At 56.3% G+C, this 15,261-nt stretch carries 19 protein-coding genes and 2 tRNA genes; 7 read left to right on the top strand and 14 right to left on the bottom strand.

The window, feature by feature from the left end:
- Nucleotides 1-36: 36 nt before the first annotated feature.
- Together OS242_RS16105 and OS242_RS16100 are read right to left on the bottom strand one after the other, a co-directional pair.
- On the bottom strand, nt 37-1,239 hold the full coding sequence (locus tag OS242_RS16105) for an MFS transporter (RefSeq protein WP_267152722.1): 1,203 nt from the start codon (nt 1,237-1,239) through the stop codon (nt 37-39).
- A gap of 315 nt (nt 1,240-1,554) precedes the next feature.
- On the bottom strand, nt 1,555-2,577 hold the full coding sequence (locus OS242_RS16100; protein WP_267152721.1) for a glyceraldehyde-3-phosphate dehydrogenase: 1,023 nt from the start codon (nt 2,575-2,577) through the stop codon (nt 1,555-1,557).
- 212 nt (nt 2,578-2,789) lie between these two features.
- Here OS242_RS16100 and OS242_RS16095 point away from each other — a divergent pair, with 212 nt between their 5' ends.
- Nucleotides 2,790-3,635 carry a DegV family protein gene (locus OS242_RS16095; RefSeq protein ID WP_267152720.1) on the top strand — a complete coding sequence of 282 codons (846 nt, stop codon included), beginning with the start codon at nt 2,790-2,792 and terminating at the stop codon, nt 3,633-3,635.
- Between the two features lie 193 nt (nt 3,636-3,828).
- On the opposite strand, the gene OS242_RS16090 is transcribed toward OS242_RS16095, so the two are convergent.
- The 6 genes from OS242_RS16090 to OS242_RS16065 form a co-directional block, all read right to left on the bottom strand.
- Nucleotides 3,829-5,076 (bottom strand): class I SAM-dependent methyltransferase, encoded by a 1,248-nt coding sequence (locus OS242_RS16090; RefSeq protein ID WP_267152719.1) that lies wholly within the window; start codon nt 5,074-5,076, stop codon nt 3,829-3,831.
- Nucleotides 5,077-5,149: 73 nt separating this feature from the next.
- Nucleotides 5,150-5,743 (bottom strand): ATP-dependent Clp endopeptidase proteolytic subunit ClpP, encoded by a 594-nt coding sequence (clpP, locus tag OS242_RS16085; RefSeq protein WP_267152718.1) that lies wholly within the window; start codon nt 5,741-5,743, stop codon nt 5,150-5,152.
- A 127-nt stretch (nt 5,744-5,870) separates the two neighbouring features.
- The gene (locus OS242_RS16080) at nt 5,871-6,140 is read right to left on the bottom strand and encodes a rhodanese-like domain-containing protein (RefSeq protein WP_267152717.1); all 270 of its coding nucleotides are present in this window, start codon (nt 6,138-6,140) and stop codon (nt 5,871-5,873) included.
- A 479-nt stretch (nt 6,141-6,619) separates the two neighbouring features.
- Nucleotides 6,620-7,084, bottom strand: coding sequence for an isochorismatase family protein (locus tag OS242_RS16075; RefSeq protein ID WP_267152716.1), 465 nt, complete (start codon nt 7,082-7,084; stop codon nt 6,620-6,622).
- Between the two features lie 108 nt (nt 7,085-7,192).
- Nucleotides 7,193-7,450: a hypothetical protein gene (locus OS242_RS16070; protein ID WP_267152715.1), complete on the bottom strand. Its 258-nt coding sequence runs from the start codon at nt 7,448-7,450 to the stop codon at nt 7,193-7,195.
- 63 nt (nt 7,451-7,513) lie between these two features.
- Nucleotides 7,514-8,146, bottom strand: a complete 633-nt coding sequence (locus OS242_RS16065) for an LON peptidase substrate-binding domain-containing protein (RefSeq protein ID WP_267152714.1) — start codon at nt 8,144-8,146, stop codon at nt 7,514-7,516.
- Nucleotides 8,147-8,261: 115 nt separating this feature from the next.
- Here OS242_RS16065 and OS242_RS16060 point away from each other — a divergent pair, with 115 nt between their 5' ends.
- A complete protein-coding gene (locus OS242_RS16060; RefSeq protein WP_407702120.1) occupies nt 8,262-8,528 on the top strand; it encodes a DUF3055 domain-containing protein in 267 nt (88 codons plus the stop codon).
- Nucleotides 8,529-8,768: 240 nt separating this feature from the next.
- Here the strand turns inward: OS242_RS16060 and OS242_RS16055 are convergent, their stop codons facing one another.
- Complete coding sequence (locus OS242_RS16055) at nt 8,769-9,224, bottom strand: hypothetical protein (protein ID WP_267152713.1); 456 nt, start codon at nt 9,222-9,224, stop codon at nt 8,769-8,771.
- Between the two features lie 350 nt (nt 9,225-9,574).
- Between OS242_RS16055 and OS242_RS16050 the strand changes: the two genes are divergently transcribed.
- From OS242_RS16050 to OS242_RS16030, 5 genes are all read left to right on the top strand, one after another.
- Nucleotides 9,575-9,886 carry a hypothetical protein gene (locus OS242_RS16050; protein WP_267152712.1) on the top strand — a complete coding sequence of 104 codons (312 nt, stop codon included), beginning with the start codon at nt 9,575-9,577 and terminating at the stop codon, nt 9,884-9,886.
- Between the two features lie 103 nt (nt 9,887-9,989).
- Complete coding sequence (locus OS242_RS16045; protein WP_267152711.1) at nt 9,990-10,187, top strand: hypothetical protein; 198 nt, start codon at nt 9,990-9,992, stop codon at nt 10,185-10,187.
- A gap of 112 nt (nt 10,188-10,299) precedes the next feature.
- Nucleotides 10,300-10,653: a YlbF family regulator gene (locus OS242_RS16040; protein ID WP_267152710.1), complete on the top strand. Its 354-nt coding sequence runs from the start codon at nt 10,300-10,302 to the stop codon at nt 10,651-10,653.
- Between the two features lie 103 nt (nt 10,654-10,756).
- Complete coding sequence (locus OS242_RS16035; protein WP_267152709.1) at nt 10,757-11,053, top strand: DUF1292 domain-containing protein; 297 nt, start codon at nt 10,757-10,759, stop codon at nt 11,051-11,053.
- Between the two features lie 89 nt (nt 11,054-11,142).
- Complete coding sequence (locus tag OS242_RS16030) at nt 11,143-12,420, top strand: BaiN/RdsA family NAD(P)/FAD-dependent oxidoreductase (RefSeq protein WP_267152708.1); 1,278 nt, start codon at nt 11,143-11,145, stop codon at nt 12,418-12,420.
- A 252-nt stretch (nt 12,421-12,672) separates the two neighbouring features.
- Here OS242_RS16030 and OS242_RS16025 read toward each other — a convergent pair.
- The 5 genes from OS242_RS16025 to OS242_RS16005 form a co-directional block, all read right to left on the bottom strand.
- A tRNA-Tyr gene (locus tag OS242_RS16025) sits at nt 12,673-12,756 on the bottom strand.
- 4 nt (nt 12,757-12,760) lie between these two features.
- Nucleotides 12,761-12,837, bottom strand: a tRNA-Met gene (locus OS242_RS16020).
- A 151-nt stretch (nt 12,838-12,988) separates the two neighbouring features.
- A complete protein-coding gene (locus tag OS242_RS16015) occupies nt 12,989-14,371 on the bottom strand; it encodes a MurT ligase domain-containing protein (RefSeq protein WP_267152707.1) in 1,383 nt (460 codons plus the stop codon).
- An 89-nt stretch (nt 14,372-14,460) separates the two neighbouring features.
- Entirely contained in the window at nt 14,461-14,856 is a 396-nt protein-coding gene (locus tag OS242_RS16010) for a hypothetical protein (protein ID WP_267152706.1), read from the bottom strand.
- Nucleotides 14,857-14,975: 119 nt separating this feature from the next.
- On the bottom strand, nt 14,976-15,261 hold a 286-nt coding region (locus OS242_RS16005; RefSeq protein ID WP_267152705.1), incomplete at its 5' end, for a hypothetical protein.

Below are 15,261 nucleotides of genomic sequence, written 5' to 3'. Positions count from 1 at the left end.
AAAAAGCGCCGGACCCGTAAAGCCCGACGCCTCTCCTCACCCTTTTTTTGCTTCCCGAACGGGGATCAACGTGCCGAGCAGGACGATCCCCGCACAGGCGGCAAACACCAGCGCATAGCGGTCGGCCGCCACCGCGATCCCGGCAAACGTCACCAGGAAGATCACGTCAAACAGCGAGTCGGCGATGGATAGCAGCGACAACGTCGTCGCCCGGCTCTCCGACGGGATGTGATCATTCGTCAACTGCGAGTACAAGGGCATCCTGACCGCCCGCGACAATCGCAGGATCAGAAACACCAGCGTCGCCGTCCAGACGGCCGGCACCACTGTAGCCGCCACAACGAGCGCCAGTGCGGTCGCCAGGCCGGTGGCGTACATCAGCCCTTTCTTGGAAAAGCGCTGCGTAAACCACCCGATGCGGCTCGACACCAAGAGCGCGAGCACAGCCGCACCCGCATAGAGCACCCCAAGCCACGCCACCGACACGCCGGACATCGTCAGGTACGGCTGCTCCAGCCTGCCTGCCACGACCGCCGACAGGACAAACACGATGGTAAAATTCAAAAAGATCAGCAGCAAATCGGGCGTCTTGCGGATCACCGTCACGCCGTTTTTCACATGCTGGAACGGATTTTCACGAAATCCTTCAAACGAGCGCGGATTGACAACGCGCAACAGGAAGAAGAGTTGCACCAACTGAAACACCATGCCGAGCACGATCAGCAGCACGAACTGGCTTTCCTCCAGATCGCGAGCCACATACGCCCCGAACAGGAAGGCCAGCACCATCGGGTAGAGCGAGGCCGCATAGAGTTTGCCCATCACGTCGCTCATCCGCTCTTCCTCGCCGTCCTGCTTCAACGACTCGTACAGGAGCGCCTCCTCCGCACCGGAGAAGAATGTCACCGACAGCCCCCACAAAAACGTGTAGACCGCCATGCCCCAAAAGTCATGAGCGAAGATCAAGATGATCTTGGACAGGATCGCGATCAGACAGCCTGTTACAAACGACGCCTTCGGGCCAAATTGGTCGGCAAACGCCCCCGTCGGCACTTCAAACACCAATACCGTCAAACACCACACCAGCGTCACCAGGTACACCTGCGCGAGGTCCAGCCCCCGCTCCAGATAGAACAACGTCAGGATCGGCTCCATAAAATTGACACTGGCAAACACAGTAGCCCAGAATAAAATCCGCACATTGTGCGCAGAGATCGTACGATCTTTGAGTTGATTCATTTTTTTCAAATCCTCCGATATCACATGTCATCCAACAGACATCTGAAACAGAGGAACGCATGATTCGGTTGAGTCGGGTTCCGTCTGCTTCAGACTACAGGGTGCACCCCAGAACCGGATTTTTTTGCATGTACCTCGTCCTCCTTCTACATCAGAGAAAATAAGAAACAAAATATTCCACTTGCTCATTGTATCATCTTGCACATAAAAAGCACAGAACCTGTTTCAAAGGAGTGTAAACGCCCGTCCGGCCGCCGTTCCCACACAAAAAGCACAGGACCGCACGGCCCTGTGCTTTTTCGTGTTCTTCTCTGCTTACACAGTCACTTTCGACTTCAGTTGCTTGCCCACCATCGCGGCGAGATCGACGCAACGCATGGAGTAGCCCCACTCGTTGTCGTACCAAGCCAGCACTTTTACGGTGCGGTCCGCCACGACCATCGTGGACAGGCCGTCGACGATGGAGGAGTGCTCGTCATGGACGAAGTCCACCGAGACCAGCGGCTCTTCCGTGTAGCGCAGGATGCCTTTGAGCGGGCCTTCTGCCGCTTCACGCAGCACGCGGTTGACCTCGTCGACGGTGACGTCTTTGCCCAGGTTGACCACGAGGTCGACGACCGACACGTTCGGGGTCGGCACACGCATCGACATGCCGTTCAGCTTGCCTTTCAGCTCCGGCAGCACCAGCGAGATCGCCTTGGCAGCACCCGTCGAAGTCGGGATGATCGACTGACCGCAAGCGCGCGCACGGCGGAGGTCTTTGTGCGGGTTGTCGAGGTTGTTTTGGTCATTGGTGTACGCGTGAACGGTCGTCATCAGACCGGACAGGATCTCGAAGTTCTCATGCAGGACCTTCGCGACCGGAGCCAGGCAGTTCGACGTGCAAGATGCGTTGGAGATCACGTCATGTTTTTGTGCATCGTACATATGCTCGTTGACACCGAGGACGATCGTGATGTCCTCATCTTTGCCCGGAGCGGTGATGATGACTTTCTTTGCACCGGCGGTGATGTGCTGACCCGCTGTCTCTTTCGAACGGAACTTGCCGGTCGCTTCGATCACGATGTCAACACCAAGCTCTGCCCACGGCAGGTTCAGCGGATTGCGGTCGCCGACGATCTTCGTCTCGCGGCCGTTGACGATGATGCTGTCTTCGGTGGTCTGGATGTCTGCATCAAATTTGCCTTGAATGGAATCATATTTTAACAGATGTGCAAGCGCTTTCACATCGTGTGTTGCGTTTACTGCCACAACTTCAAACTGCGGATCGAGCACAGCTGCGCGATACACCATCCGACCGATACGTCCGAATCCGTTAATTGCAAGTTTAATCGTCATAAGTATAAAGTCCCTCCCAGTCGAGTATCAACTACCGCTATTTTACACGATACCCTCCGAATAATCCATACTATTTTTGCATCCTTTAGTAAAAAGTATGTCACATTCGAACATCTCGTGACAGCACATGTGAAAATAGTCTGGTGCGTATAGTTGCCATTCTCTTCTGTGCTATAATAAAGCAATTCGCATTTTGAAAGGCGGAGATACACATGATCCGTATTGTAACCGATAGCACATCCGACCTGACCGTATCCATGATCGAGCAGTATGGCATCGAGGTCGTTCCCCTTAACGTGATATTTGAAGGCACGGCGTACGCGGACGGGGTCGAACTGAGCAAAGAGCAGTTCTATGAGCGCATGGCCGCTTCCAAGACGCTGCCGACCACCTCGCAGCCGAGCCCGGCTCTGATGCGTGAGCGCTTCCAAAAGGTGCTCGACGCAGGCAACGACGTCTACTACGTCGGCCTGTCTTCCTCCTTGTCCGGCACCATGCAGTCGGCGAAGATCGCCCGTGACCTCGTCAGCGACCCGGAGCGCGTCACGATCTTCGACTCGCTGAACGTGGCGATCGGCCAAGGCATGCTGGCGATGGAAGCGGCCAAGATGGCAAACGACGGCAAAACACCCGCGGAGATCACCGCTGTTCTGACCGAACTGCGCAACCGGGAAAAGCTTGTCTTCTCCGTGGCCCACCTCGACAACCTGCGCAAGTCCGGCCGCATCAACAACCTCTCCTTCCTGTTCGGCTCGCTGTTGAGCATCAAGCCGATCATGATGCTCGACATCAAAGGCGTGGTGCAGGTCTACGAAAAAGCACGCGGCAAGAAAAACGCCCTGCTCGCCTTGATGCGCCACTTGGAAGAGTTCCCGCCGGACCCCGACTACACCCTGTACGTCGTTCATGCGCACGTACCGGAGCAGGCGCAGGAGCTCGAAGCGGCGGTCCGCGAAAAGACGGGCATGACCAACACGCAGATCATCTACCTCTCCGGCGTCATCGGCGCGCACGTTGGCGAAGGCACCACCGGCATGTTCTACTTTGCCAAGAAATAAGCCGGAAAATAAATAAAAGCCACGAACCGCCTGCTTGGCGACGTGGCTTTTTCTTTTACCCGACCAGCTGTCCGGAATACATGAACCAGAGGCCGAGAGCCAAAAACAGCATGCACAGGACGAACAGAATGATCGACAACCGCTTCAAAAACATGAGACTGTCACTCCTCTACTTTCAAAACCCATACTGCCATTATACCAAATTGTCCTGTACGAGCACCTTAAAATGATCGCCGATGCCGCCCGGTGTGACCAATTGGCGAATCGCCCGGTTGCGCTTCATGTCCGGGTCGGTAAACGGGTCGGCACCCATCGCATCCCGAAGCCGGTTCAAGATCCCGCTGTCGAGCAGATACTTCGCCTGCGAGCCAAAGAACGACGTCTGCCAGCCGAGTTCCTCGCCGCGCCGGATCAGGGCGGTGAAGTTGATGTCGGTGGTCAGGTCTTGTTCGCCGATGTGGCGGTAGGGGTCGTCCGTCAACGTATGCCGGTAAAACCCGCGCAACGTCCCCTTCATGCGCGACGGATGATACAACATCTCCGCCTCAAACCCATAATCCACCGTCAGCACACTCCCGCGCCGAAGCAGCCCCAGAGCCCGCTCATACCAGTTCAGCCCCGGCAGCCCGACCTCCGCCGTCTGCCCGTTTAGCAGCGGCTTCCCGTACCGCTCCAGATACGCCTCGATGCGTGGATCGGTCAGCGCACCGGTCACTTCCACAAATCGCTCGGCAGACGCATCCCACTGCACATACACTTCCTGCAGCACACCGTCCGCCTTCCTCACACGATGCACCGGATACGCATCCACCAACTCATTGGTGACCACGACGCCGACATAAGGAGCACCTGCAGCCAATTCAGCCTCCGATACCCAGACGACCTTGCACGCATGCCCAACCTGCTGATCACCTGCCAGACTCTCGTTGGCCGTCTGTACGTCCAATGCCTGACCACCTCGATCAGCCGCTTGTTCATCCGTTGTCAGACTCTCGTTGGCCGTCCGTACTTCCGATGCCTGGCCGCCCTGCAAATACGCCGCCAACGTCGCCTGCTGCCGTTCTCTTAATACGGGCGACACCTCCACGATCTTGTACTGCACCGCTGCGAACAACGCCGGGTGCTCGCCCTTCAATCGCCCGAGCACATCCCGTGCCAGCTTTCCTTCGCCGGCGCCGAACTCGATCAGCGTAAACGCGGCCGGCTCCCCCAACGCACGCCACTTGTCTGCGATCCCATCGGCGATCATCTCGGCAAACACCGGATGAATCCCCGGCGACGTGTAAAAATCGCCTTCCTTGCCAAACTTGCGGGAGTCCCGCGTGTAGTACCCCCACTCCGGGTGATACAACGCCCACTCCATAAACCGCACAAACGGCACCGGACCCTGTTCGAGCACCTGCCCGCGTATCCACTCCGTCAACTGATTGGCCATCGCCATGCTCCCCGTCCTTCCCATGCAAAAACGACAGGAGATCGAGATCCCCTGCCGCTCTGTTTGCTCATCAAAGAACTTACTTCACTTCCGTGATGTTCTCGATGATCTTGTCAACCAACCCGTACTTCAACGCCTCATCCGCATACATGAAGTTGTCGCGGTCGGTGTCGCGCGCGATCACTTCGATCGGCTGGCCGGTTTGCTCCGCGAGCAGACGGTTCAGCTTTTCACGCAGGGAGAGAATGCGGCGAGCCGCAATCTCGATCTCCGTCGCTTGACCGCGAGCACCGCCGAGCGGCTGGTGGATCATGATCTCCGAGTTCGGCAGCGCGATGCGCTTGCCCTTCGCGCCGGAAGAGAGCAGGAACGCGCCCATCGACGCCGCCATGCCGAGGCAGATCGTCGACACGTCCGGTTTGATAAAGTTCATCGTATCATAGATCGCCATGCCGGCCGAGATCGACCCGCCCGGCGAGTTGATGTACAGATGAATGTCCTTTTCCGGATCATCCGCTGCCAAGAACAGCAGCTGCGCGACGATCGAGTTGGCCACATTGTCATCGATTTCGCTGCCGAGGAAGATGATGCGGTCCTTCAGCAGACGGGAATAGATGTCATACGAACGCTCCCCGCGAGACGTTTGCTCCACAACATACGGGACAAGATTCATGATTGGTACCTCCTTCGGCTTCCATGTATTGGGGTGATGCAGTATGTGATGATACCAGTATAATCGCAACGTCAGAAAAGGTCAAAGACCGTCAAAGTCAAAAATGGTCAAATCCAGTCTGCCGTCGCTATTCGCCTTGCACGATCTCGCCTTTATACGCCTTGATGCCGCCTTCGAGGACCTCCACATTTTCAAAGCCCTCTTCCGCCAACAGCGCCTTGACCCGGTGTGCCCGCGTACCGGTCAAACAGACCAGCAAGATCTTGTCTTCCGGCTCCGCATCGCGGAGGACATAGGTCATCTCTTGGATCTGCGCGTTGATACTCCCCGGCAGATGACCTTCCACAAACTCGTCCTCACTGCGGATATCGAGGATGAACTTCGCCGTTTCGCTCACGAAATACCTCCTCTCTCCGTTTTATTCGCTTTCCTATGTATGCATCCATCGTAATGCAAAATTTTCCGTTTGTCATCCCCAAACAAAAGCCCGTTGCGCACAGCGAGCGATCTTGGCAACAGGCTTCTGCATCTCTTATGTTTTACATTCCCAATCTCTTTTAAACGTCAGACCACGATTACCTGAAGCGAACGCCGAACTTCCCGCGATTGGTCCGGTACAGCTCCACCTCTTGAGGCGGTTTCTGACCATAGATCCGCTTGTCGCCTTCCACCCACATCACGGCACAATAGGCCTCGAACTTGCTGTCATACAGACCTGCCCAGTAGACCCACGACAAGTTCCCTCACCTCAGCTTCGATGGAATGTTGTTTCGTCTGCGCTTAGTGTTGCCGGGGGGCACGGGGAGTAATCCTGACAGAAAAAACCTGCCCGTCGCAAGGAGGGCAGGTTGTATTTTCTGCATGAGGCCGGTCGGCTTACAGCCAGGTGCGCATGCCGCCGAGGTCGAGGACGTTTTCGTCGCCGAGCACAAAGCGCATGATCGTGGTCGATTCCCAGTTGCGGGTCGAGTAGGAGGACAGCAGACGCTCGAGGATCTGCACTTTGTAGCCTGCGTCGAGCAGGTTGTACATCGTCGCCATGACCGCCATGTCGGAGTCGATGCCGCCGAGGTGCACCATCTCGATCTTGTTGTCTTCCAGCAGTTTTGCCACTTCCGGGATGTACGCCGAGTAACCGCGCTTCTCGACGACGGTCGCTTTGCCGTGCTTGAGGAGCAGCGTGTTTTCGTTCTCGTTGTCCTCGTGCTTCCAGTGGGTCAGGATGACGAGATCGTAGTCGTTGCCGCGCTCGTCAAGGTACTTTTGGCAGATCGGATATATGTAGTCCATGTTGCCGAGAAACTCAGACTGTATGTCAGTAATGATCAGCGCTTTTTTCATGATATCGCTCTCACCTTTCAAGGTTTCATTGTCTTTCTTATGGTAGCAGAGAAGCCCTGCCTTGTAAACGGAGACTCACGTGCCGGATTTGACGTTTGTTTGTCGTTTTTACTTCGACTCGTCCGACCACTTCAGGAGTTCGCCGCGCATCATGCCGGCCATCGTCAGGCGACCGAGCGCTTGCCCGTGGTGGCCGGTGATCTCGATCACGCCTTCGATTTCCTCCAGCGCTTCGCCGTAGCCGCGCTCGGTCAGATCTTGGCGCATCGCTTCGATCTGTGCATGGTTTTTGTTCATCCCCGCCTTGGCTTGGGCGATGTATTCGTCCAGCGTTTCGATCATTTTTTGCAATTTTTCTGCGTCCACAAGCTTTCCCTCCTGCTTCTTCTATCATGTCCCTTGCAGTCGGGAACTATTATAGCACACCTGTCAGTCGTTCGCTTCCCGCATCGTCTCCAGCAGTTTTTCAAACTCCTCCTGCAAGACTTCATACTCCAGCTCCAGACGGTCTGCCAGTTTCTTTTTCATCAGGATCGCCTGCTTGATCTCCGGCTGCACATGCAGCACCGACGGCACCAGCCACGACAGCACATCCGGCTCATCGGGCAAGTCGATCTTGCCCAGTTCCTTGTTGAGCACGATCGCCAGCAGCTTCCAGTACTTTTCAAACAGATGACGGATCTTGTCCGGCAAGTCGCCGATGGCGGCCAACTCGACAGACGGCTCATCCTCGAACAGTTCGACATACCCGGTCAAACATTCGTCATCATAGCCGCTCTCCAAGATTCGGAACCGCTGTCCGCCTTGCACCGCGATAAACATCCGGCCGTCCGCAAATTCGATCACATTGTTGATCTTCGCCACCGTGCCGATCTCCGCCGTGCGGGCCACGCCGCCGACCTCAAGACCTGACGTGATCTGGACCACGCCAAACGGGCGGTTGTATTCCAGGCACATCTTGATCATCGTCCGGTAGCGCTCCTCAAAGATGTGCAACGGCAAAATGCAATACGGATACAACACCGTGTGCAGCGGAAACAATTGCATGTGCGTCTTTGGCATCCCCGCACCCCCCTCTCGCTCCTCTTATTATAAACTTTATTCGACAAGGCTTGTAGATGGGGATCGAAAATCGTTATGATAAGATGAGGTACATAAAAAAGACGAGGTGTTAGCGTTGCATATCAAAATGTACGAACAAAGTGAAGAGACGGTCACCCGCTACGTCGGGTTTGTCGGCGACCACCGCTGGGATCTCGCCATCACCACCAGTACGCATTTCTACGGCAAAACGCTGGTGCTCAACATCCAGAACGGCCGCTTCGGCATCGTCGGCAAAGACGACCTCGAAGAAGAAAAGCTCCACCTGCTCATGCAAACCTTCGCCATCGACGACGAAGCCCAAGCCGAAGAGCTCCGCGAATTCCTCCTCGGCAACCTCTAAAAAGAAAATCACGAAAAAAGACGGTCTGCACACATCCTCGTGTCAGACCGTCTTTCCTTCGCACCATGACACTCACGCAAGTATTCGAAAGCGAAACCGATCTTTTCCTTCGCACCATGACGATCAAGCAAGTCCTCGAAAGCAAAACAGACCGTCGATCCTTTGCACAACGACGATCACGCATTTTACTCTGAAGCTCAAAAAAACGGTCTCCACGCCCATCAGCGTGAGACCGCCTTTTTATTTGCTCAAAAACGAGCCGTACTTGTCGAGAACGTGTGCGACGATCTCTTGGTACTCTTCCTCGTGGGCGACGTTTTCCAGCTCCCAGTCACCGGTGCCGGTCGCCTTGGCGCGGAAGAACACCAACTCTTCGACCGTCTCGCTGTCCCGGTCGTAGTACAGGGCGTATTCCTGACGCATATACGTGAAGAACGCTCCGAGCACATAGCGCTTTTCGGCTTGATTTTCCTCCTGCACCTGCACAAAGAAAATCGACTTCACCAACTCGCGGATCTGTTCGGTAAACAGCTCCCCCGGGTAATCCAATATGTAAGTGCCGTCCGCTTCCACATCGCGGATCAGATACAGCTCCTGCTTTTCATCGCGTTCGAAATCCACGAACAACAAGTGGACATGCTCATTGAAAAAGGCGTATTCACGCGCCTTGTTAAAGCGAAACTTGTGTTGGCTCATGACAGGTAAACGGGGCCCCTTTCGTGTGGAAAAACAGCAGGGCCTGTAACAAGCCCTGCTGCTCACCTAGACGCTAGAATGGGAACTTAGTTCTCCCAGTTCTCGTAATGTTTGCGAACCGCCTTCTCGGTGTTTTCCTTGGTGATGGAAGCACACATGAAGAGCAGGCCGAACGTAGCTGCTACGGTAATGATCAGTCCGAGCACGGGCGTTGCCCCCTTTCCATACTTTCGTATTCCATTCGTATTCCCATCTAGCATAAGATTGATGCCTTGCCTAGTCAAGTGAATATCTCTTGAACGAACTGGCAGAGACTAGGGAAGCGAAGTGTTTTCAAGGAGGGGAATCACATGCCATTGTCTATGGAACGTTACCAACAGCGCGTCGGCGAAGTCGAGCAATCGGCCCGAAGCCTCATCAACTCGGCGATCTTCTACCTGACCGACCCGAGCTTGCCCGACGCCCTGACCAACGCCCGCCGTTGCCTCGAAACGGCCAAATACGTCCTCGAAGGCGTCTACGTCCCGGCCACGCCGGCCGAGAGCATCCAGCCGCTCGCCCACGCAAACGAACACCGCTGGCCGAACGGCATGATCGAGAGCTGGGGCTTTGTCAACAACGTCGACAGCGACCCACAGGATCACCCCTACTACCCGATCTGACCCAAAACCCCACATCCCTGTGGGGTTTTTCTTCTTCGAACGGGTGGTCGAAATCACTCCGACCCGCTATAATAGAGAGCAGAAGCAAAGGAGGGACCCTTACATGTCGATGCTCAACCGTTACTTTTTCTATACTCTGACGTTCATCATCGTTCTTGTCGGCATCGCGACGAAAAACTACGCGATCTTCGGCCTGACCATCTTGATCGGCGTCGCTCTCGGCTTCATGACCGAGTACTTCGACAACCGTCGCGATGAAGCGTTCAAGCACCACAACGCCAACCATCAATACAAGCACTGATCTCATACAACTGTCACAGAGATCCACACACCCGATGTGTGGATCTTTTTCCATGTGTGCTATACTAGACAATATCTTTTTCACTCAAGCCCAACAAAGGGAGGACCCTTTCATGACCATACTGGACCGCAACGAGATCTGGGCACAGGCATTCGAGCTTGGCCAACTGATCCTCGACTCACCGGAAGTCACCGCCTACAAAGCGGCGGAACAAGCGATGAACGACCACCCGGTCATCTCCGTCAAAGTCCGTCAATTCCGCGACTTGCAAGACCAATACGAGCGCCTCAGCGAACACGGCACCGGCAGTCACCTCGACGGCCTGCGCGCCGACATCAAAAAACTGTCCGCCGAACTGGACGCCTACCCGGAAGTTCAGGCCTACAAGACGGCCATGGGCAAAGTGGACGAGCTGCTCGAATCGATCACCAAGCTGATCGCGGGCACCATCTCCGACAGCCTGTAAAAAACAGGCAGTATTTGACTGCCCGAAACATGAAATGATATGATTATCAAGTCTTTTGGCCCACAAGCTTCTTGACCAAATATAGGAAGAGGGGGTTTTCCTCATGTCCGAAAAAGACGTACATATCCACGACGAAAACTGCAACCACGATCATGATCACGAGCACGAAGAAGTCGTCATCCTGACCGACGACGAAGGCAACGAGCGCGAGTTCATCATCGTCGAAACCATGCCGGTTGGCGAACAAAACTACGCGATCCTCGTGCCGGCTGACGGCGAAGATGAAGACGGCTTCATCATGCGCATCGAAGCGGACGAGGAAGGCGACTACCTCGTCGACATCGAAGAAGAAGACGAATGGAACCGCGTCGTCGCAGCGTACGAAAAGCTCTCCGAGTAATTCGACCACTCACAAAAAAGAGCCACTGTTTCTTCGAACAGTGGCTTTTTTTCGATCTTCGCTTTCCTACATACCGGAGGTACTATCCTATGACATACGACTGCATCGTCATCGGCGGCGGCCCGGCAGGCTTGATGTCCGCCATCTCGGCGGGTCTTCACGGCGCCCGCGTCCTGCTCCTCGAAAAAGGCGACCGCCTCGGACGCAAACTGCTCATCTCCGGCGGCGGCCGCTGCAACGTCACCAACGCCAAAGAGACGGACGAACTGATCAAGCACATCCCCGGCAACGGCCGTTTCATGCACGGCCCGTTCGCCGTCTTCAACAACCGCGACATCATGGCCTTCTTCGAAGACCTTGGCATCCGTCTCAAAGAAGAAGACCGCGGCCGCATGTTCCCCGTCACCGACAAAGCCAAGAGCGTCCTCGACGCCCTGCTCAGCAAAGCCGACCAAGTCGGCGTCGAGTATCGCCTGCACACCCCCGTCGACCATGTCCGCTACGCGGACGGCAAAGTCGCGGGCGTCAAACTCAAATCCGGCCAAACGATCGACGCACCGGCGGTCATCATCGCCTCTGGAGGCAAATCGGTCCCCAAAACGGGCTCCACCGGCGACGGCTACCCGTGGGCAGAGGCGGCGGGTCACACCATCACCGACCTCTACCCCACCGAAGTCCCGATCAAATCCAACGAGCCCTTCATCAAAGACAAAAGCCTTCAGGGCCTCTCACTGCGCAACATCGAACTGAGCGTCCTCAACGCCAAAGGCAAGCGCCTGATCACCCACGAAGGCGACATGATCTTCACCCACTTTGGCCTGTCAGGCCCGGCCGTGCTGCGCTGCTCCCAATTCGTCGTCAAAGAGCTCAAAAAAACCGGCGCCGGAGTCGTCCACATGACCCTCGACCTCCTGCCCGACAAAACGACAGACACCATCTACCGCGAGACCTATGCTCTTGCAGAGCAAGAGCCAAAGCGCGCCATCAAAAACGTCCTCAAAGGCTACCTGCCCGAGCGCATCATCCCGCTCCTGCTCGCCAGAGCCGAACTCCAAGACGACATCACCTTCGCCAACATCCCCAAAAAGCCCTGGCAGCAGCTCGCCGAACTGATCAAACAGTTCCCCATCCGCGCCACGGGCACCCTCTCCCTCGAAGAGGCCTTCATCACCGGCGGAGGCGTGCATCTCAAAGAGATCACCCCCAAGACCATGATGTCCAAGCTCACCCCCGGCCTCTTCTTCGCCGGCGAAGTCCTCGACATCCACGGCTACACCGGCGGCTACAACATCACCGTCGCCTTCTCCACCGGCTTCACAGCCGGCAAAGCAGCAGCCGAACTCGCCACCGGAACCGTTACATCGTAACGGACTCCCCCGCGAGGGGATCTGGAAAAGCCTGTGCCCCCAACAACTGGTCAGCCAACGATGGGAAGGGTGGGGAGGTGGTGGAGAGGTGACCTTTGTGGGCCCCTCCCCACCATCAAAAAACTAAATCAAAGGGAGGGGCCCACGACGGGAACCCGCAACCACCTCCCCACCCGGACCCACCACCCAACCCAATCTGCACCGAAATACAAAAAGGCTGCTGAGCATCCGCCCAACAGCCTTTTTCTTTTATGGTGGAGAGAGAAGGATTCGAACCTTCGAAGCTTTCGCAACGGATTTACAGTCCGCCCCAGTTGGCCACTTTGGTATCTCTCCATATTGGTAGCGGCGGAGGGACTTGAACCCCCGACCCTTCGGGTATGAACCGAATGCTCTAGCCAGCTGAGCTACACCGCCATATCTGTAACCTTGTCCCGCTCTCAGCGGCGACATGTGTTATCATACCACCTCCCCCCCAAAAAAACAACCCCCACCCCACAAAAAAAACGACCCAAATCCCACCAAACCAGCGGAACCCAGATCGCCCTTTCAACCAAAAAACCAAACCCTACGAAGCCGACACCGCCTGCCGTCTTCCCACCTCTTGGCCCCCTTGAGCCAACAGATGATCCCTCACCAGATAAAGCGACGTATACGTCGACAGGATATACAACATCGAATCTCCCGCCAACCTCTTCACCGCCTCATCCACCGACTGCGTATCCCCTTCCACAATCTCCGTAATCTCCCCCAGATCTGCGTACTTCAACCGAATCGCAAAATCCTCAGCCCGCGTCCCGGCCACATAGATCTTGCGCAGATCCGCAAACTGCTGCAGCCGTTCCACATTCGTATCCCAGATCCAGGACACATCCGTCCCATCCGCATACCGGTCATTCAAAATAATCAACATCTCCACCGGCTTCTTCTCATGCTCCACCACCTTGAGCACCTCATTAAACCCGGTCGGATTCTTCACCAACGTCAACATCAACTCTCTCCCGGAGCCGGAAATCAGCCGTTCCATCCGCCCCAACTGAGTCTTCATATACCCCATCTCACGCATCAGCACATCGCCGTCCACCCCCACCACAGTGGAAGCCGTCACAGCCGCCAACGCATTATACACGTTATACAAAGCAGGCGAGTTGATAAACCCCGTCACCTCACCTACCCCAAACCGAATCCCTTCCGCATCCAACCGAACCCCTTCCGCCGCAATCGACGGCTCCGGGCGCGAGAACCCGCAAGACGGGCACTGATAAAACCCGAGCTGCCCATAATGGTACAACGAATATTCCAACTCCGACCCACACTTCCGGCAATACTTCCCGTCCCGAACTTCCGAATGCTCCTCCGAATCGAACGCACTCGACTCGATTCCAAAATACACCACATTCTTCCCGTCCGGAGCAATCGAAGTCACCAACGGATCATCCGCATTCAAGATCACCGTCGTGGAGTCAGGCGCCTTTTTCAATGCATTCCCGACCATATCCACGACATGATCCAGCTCCCCGTACCGATCCATCTGATCCCGGAAAAAGTTCGTCACCACGACCGCTTTCGGACGCAGATGCCCGATCACCTTCCCGATCGTCGCCTCATCGACCTCCAGGACCACCGCCTGTTGCCCGCGACGGCGCGTATCAACGCCTTCGATCAGAGTCGTCGCGATCCCTTGAATCAGATTGGCACCCAAACTATTGCTGATCACCTCACGCCCATCTTCGCGCAGAAAATGAACGAGCAGGTTACTCGTCGTCGTCTTCCCATTCGTCCCGGTCACAAACACGATCTGCTCCCCGAGCATCTTTCCGTATACGGCCAACAACTCCGGATAGATCGACAGCGCGACCTTCCCGGGCAGAGTCGTCCCTTTACGACCCGATAGCGTCAACAACTTCTTTACCGTCTTCGCAGCCAAAACAGCCGCGCGAAACCGCCACATAGACAAAGCGATTCCTCCTTACCTACTCAAGATGTCATCCCTCCATGATACACTTGTCCACCCCAAAAAAAAAGAAGCGGGAGACCCGCTCAAGCGGTCCCTCGCAAACTTTTCTTGTATTCCCGCAAGATCCCGAGCACCTCATGGAACCAAGGGCCCCCGTACGCCACCAACACACCGGCACACACATAATCCATCACATTCGTCAACAACGGTAGCTGCGAGTACGCCCAGATCGGCGTCAACCCGAGATACGACAGCGGATGAATGTTCGCCACCGCCGCCAAGATCGCCCCGTTCACCCCGCAGGCCAGATGCACATTGGCATGTACCTTGCCGCGCTTGAACGCGACCAACTCGATATCATCGCCGTCGCCTTCCTTAAACCGCAGCCAATTCATCCGCCTGCGCACCTGCAGCGTCATCGTCTGAGCCGATGCGGACAGCGCAGCCATCACCCCAAGAAACCGAAGCAGATCGTCCACCGGGATCAACCCCTTCGCACATTGTATGCTCGATTCTATGACCCTCCCTTCGTCCGACATGCCAACAAAAAGAGGACCCCTTTTTTCATAAAAGGAGTCCTCTTCCCAAACGAAACTCATTACCCTTCCGTCGTACCCGTCCCGGCACCTGTTCCGCTGGCTCCGGTCGTCCCGCCGCCCGTACCCGGCGTGGTCGTCCCGCCGCCCGTACCCGGCGTCGTCGTCCCGCCGCCCGTACCCGGCGTCGTCGTCCCGCCGCCCGTACCCGGCGTCGTCGTCCCGCCGCCCGTACCCGGCGTCGTCGTCCCGCCGCCCGTACCCGGCGTCGTCGTCCCTCCACCGGTGCCCGGCGTCGTCGTCCCGCCGCCCGTACCCGGCGTCGTCGTCCCGGCACCGGTACCCGGC

This window comes from Tumebacillus lacus (assembly GCF_026410385.1).
Lineage (GTDB): Bacteria > Bacillota > Bacilli > Tumebacillales > Tumebacillaceae > Tumebacillus > Tumebacillus lacus.
Note: the sequence above shows the minus strand (reverse complement) of the source record. Positions and strands in the feature narration are given on the sequence as shown.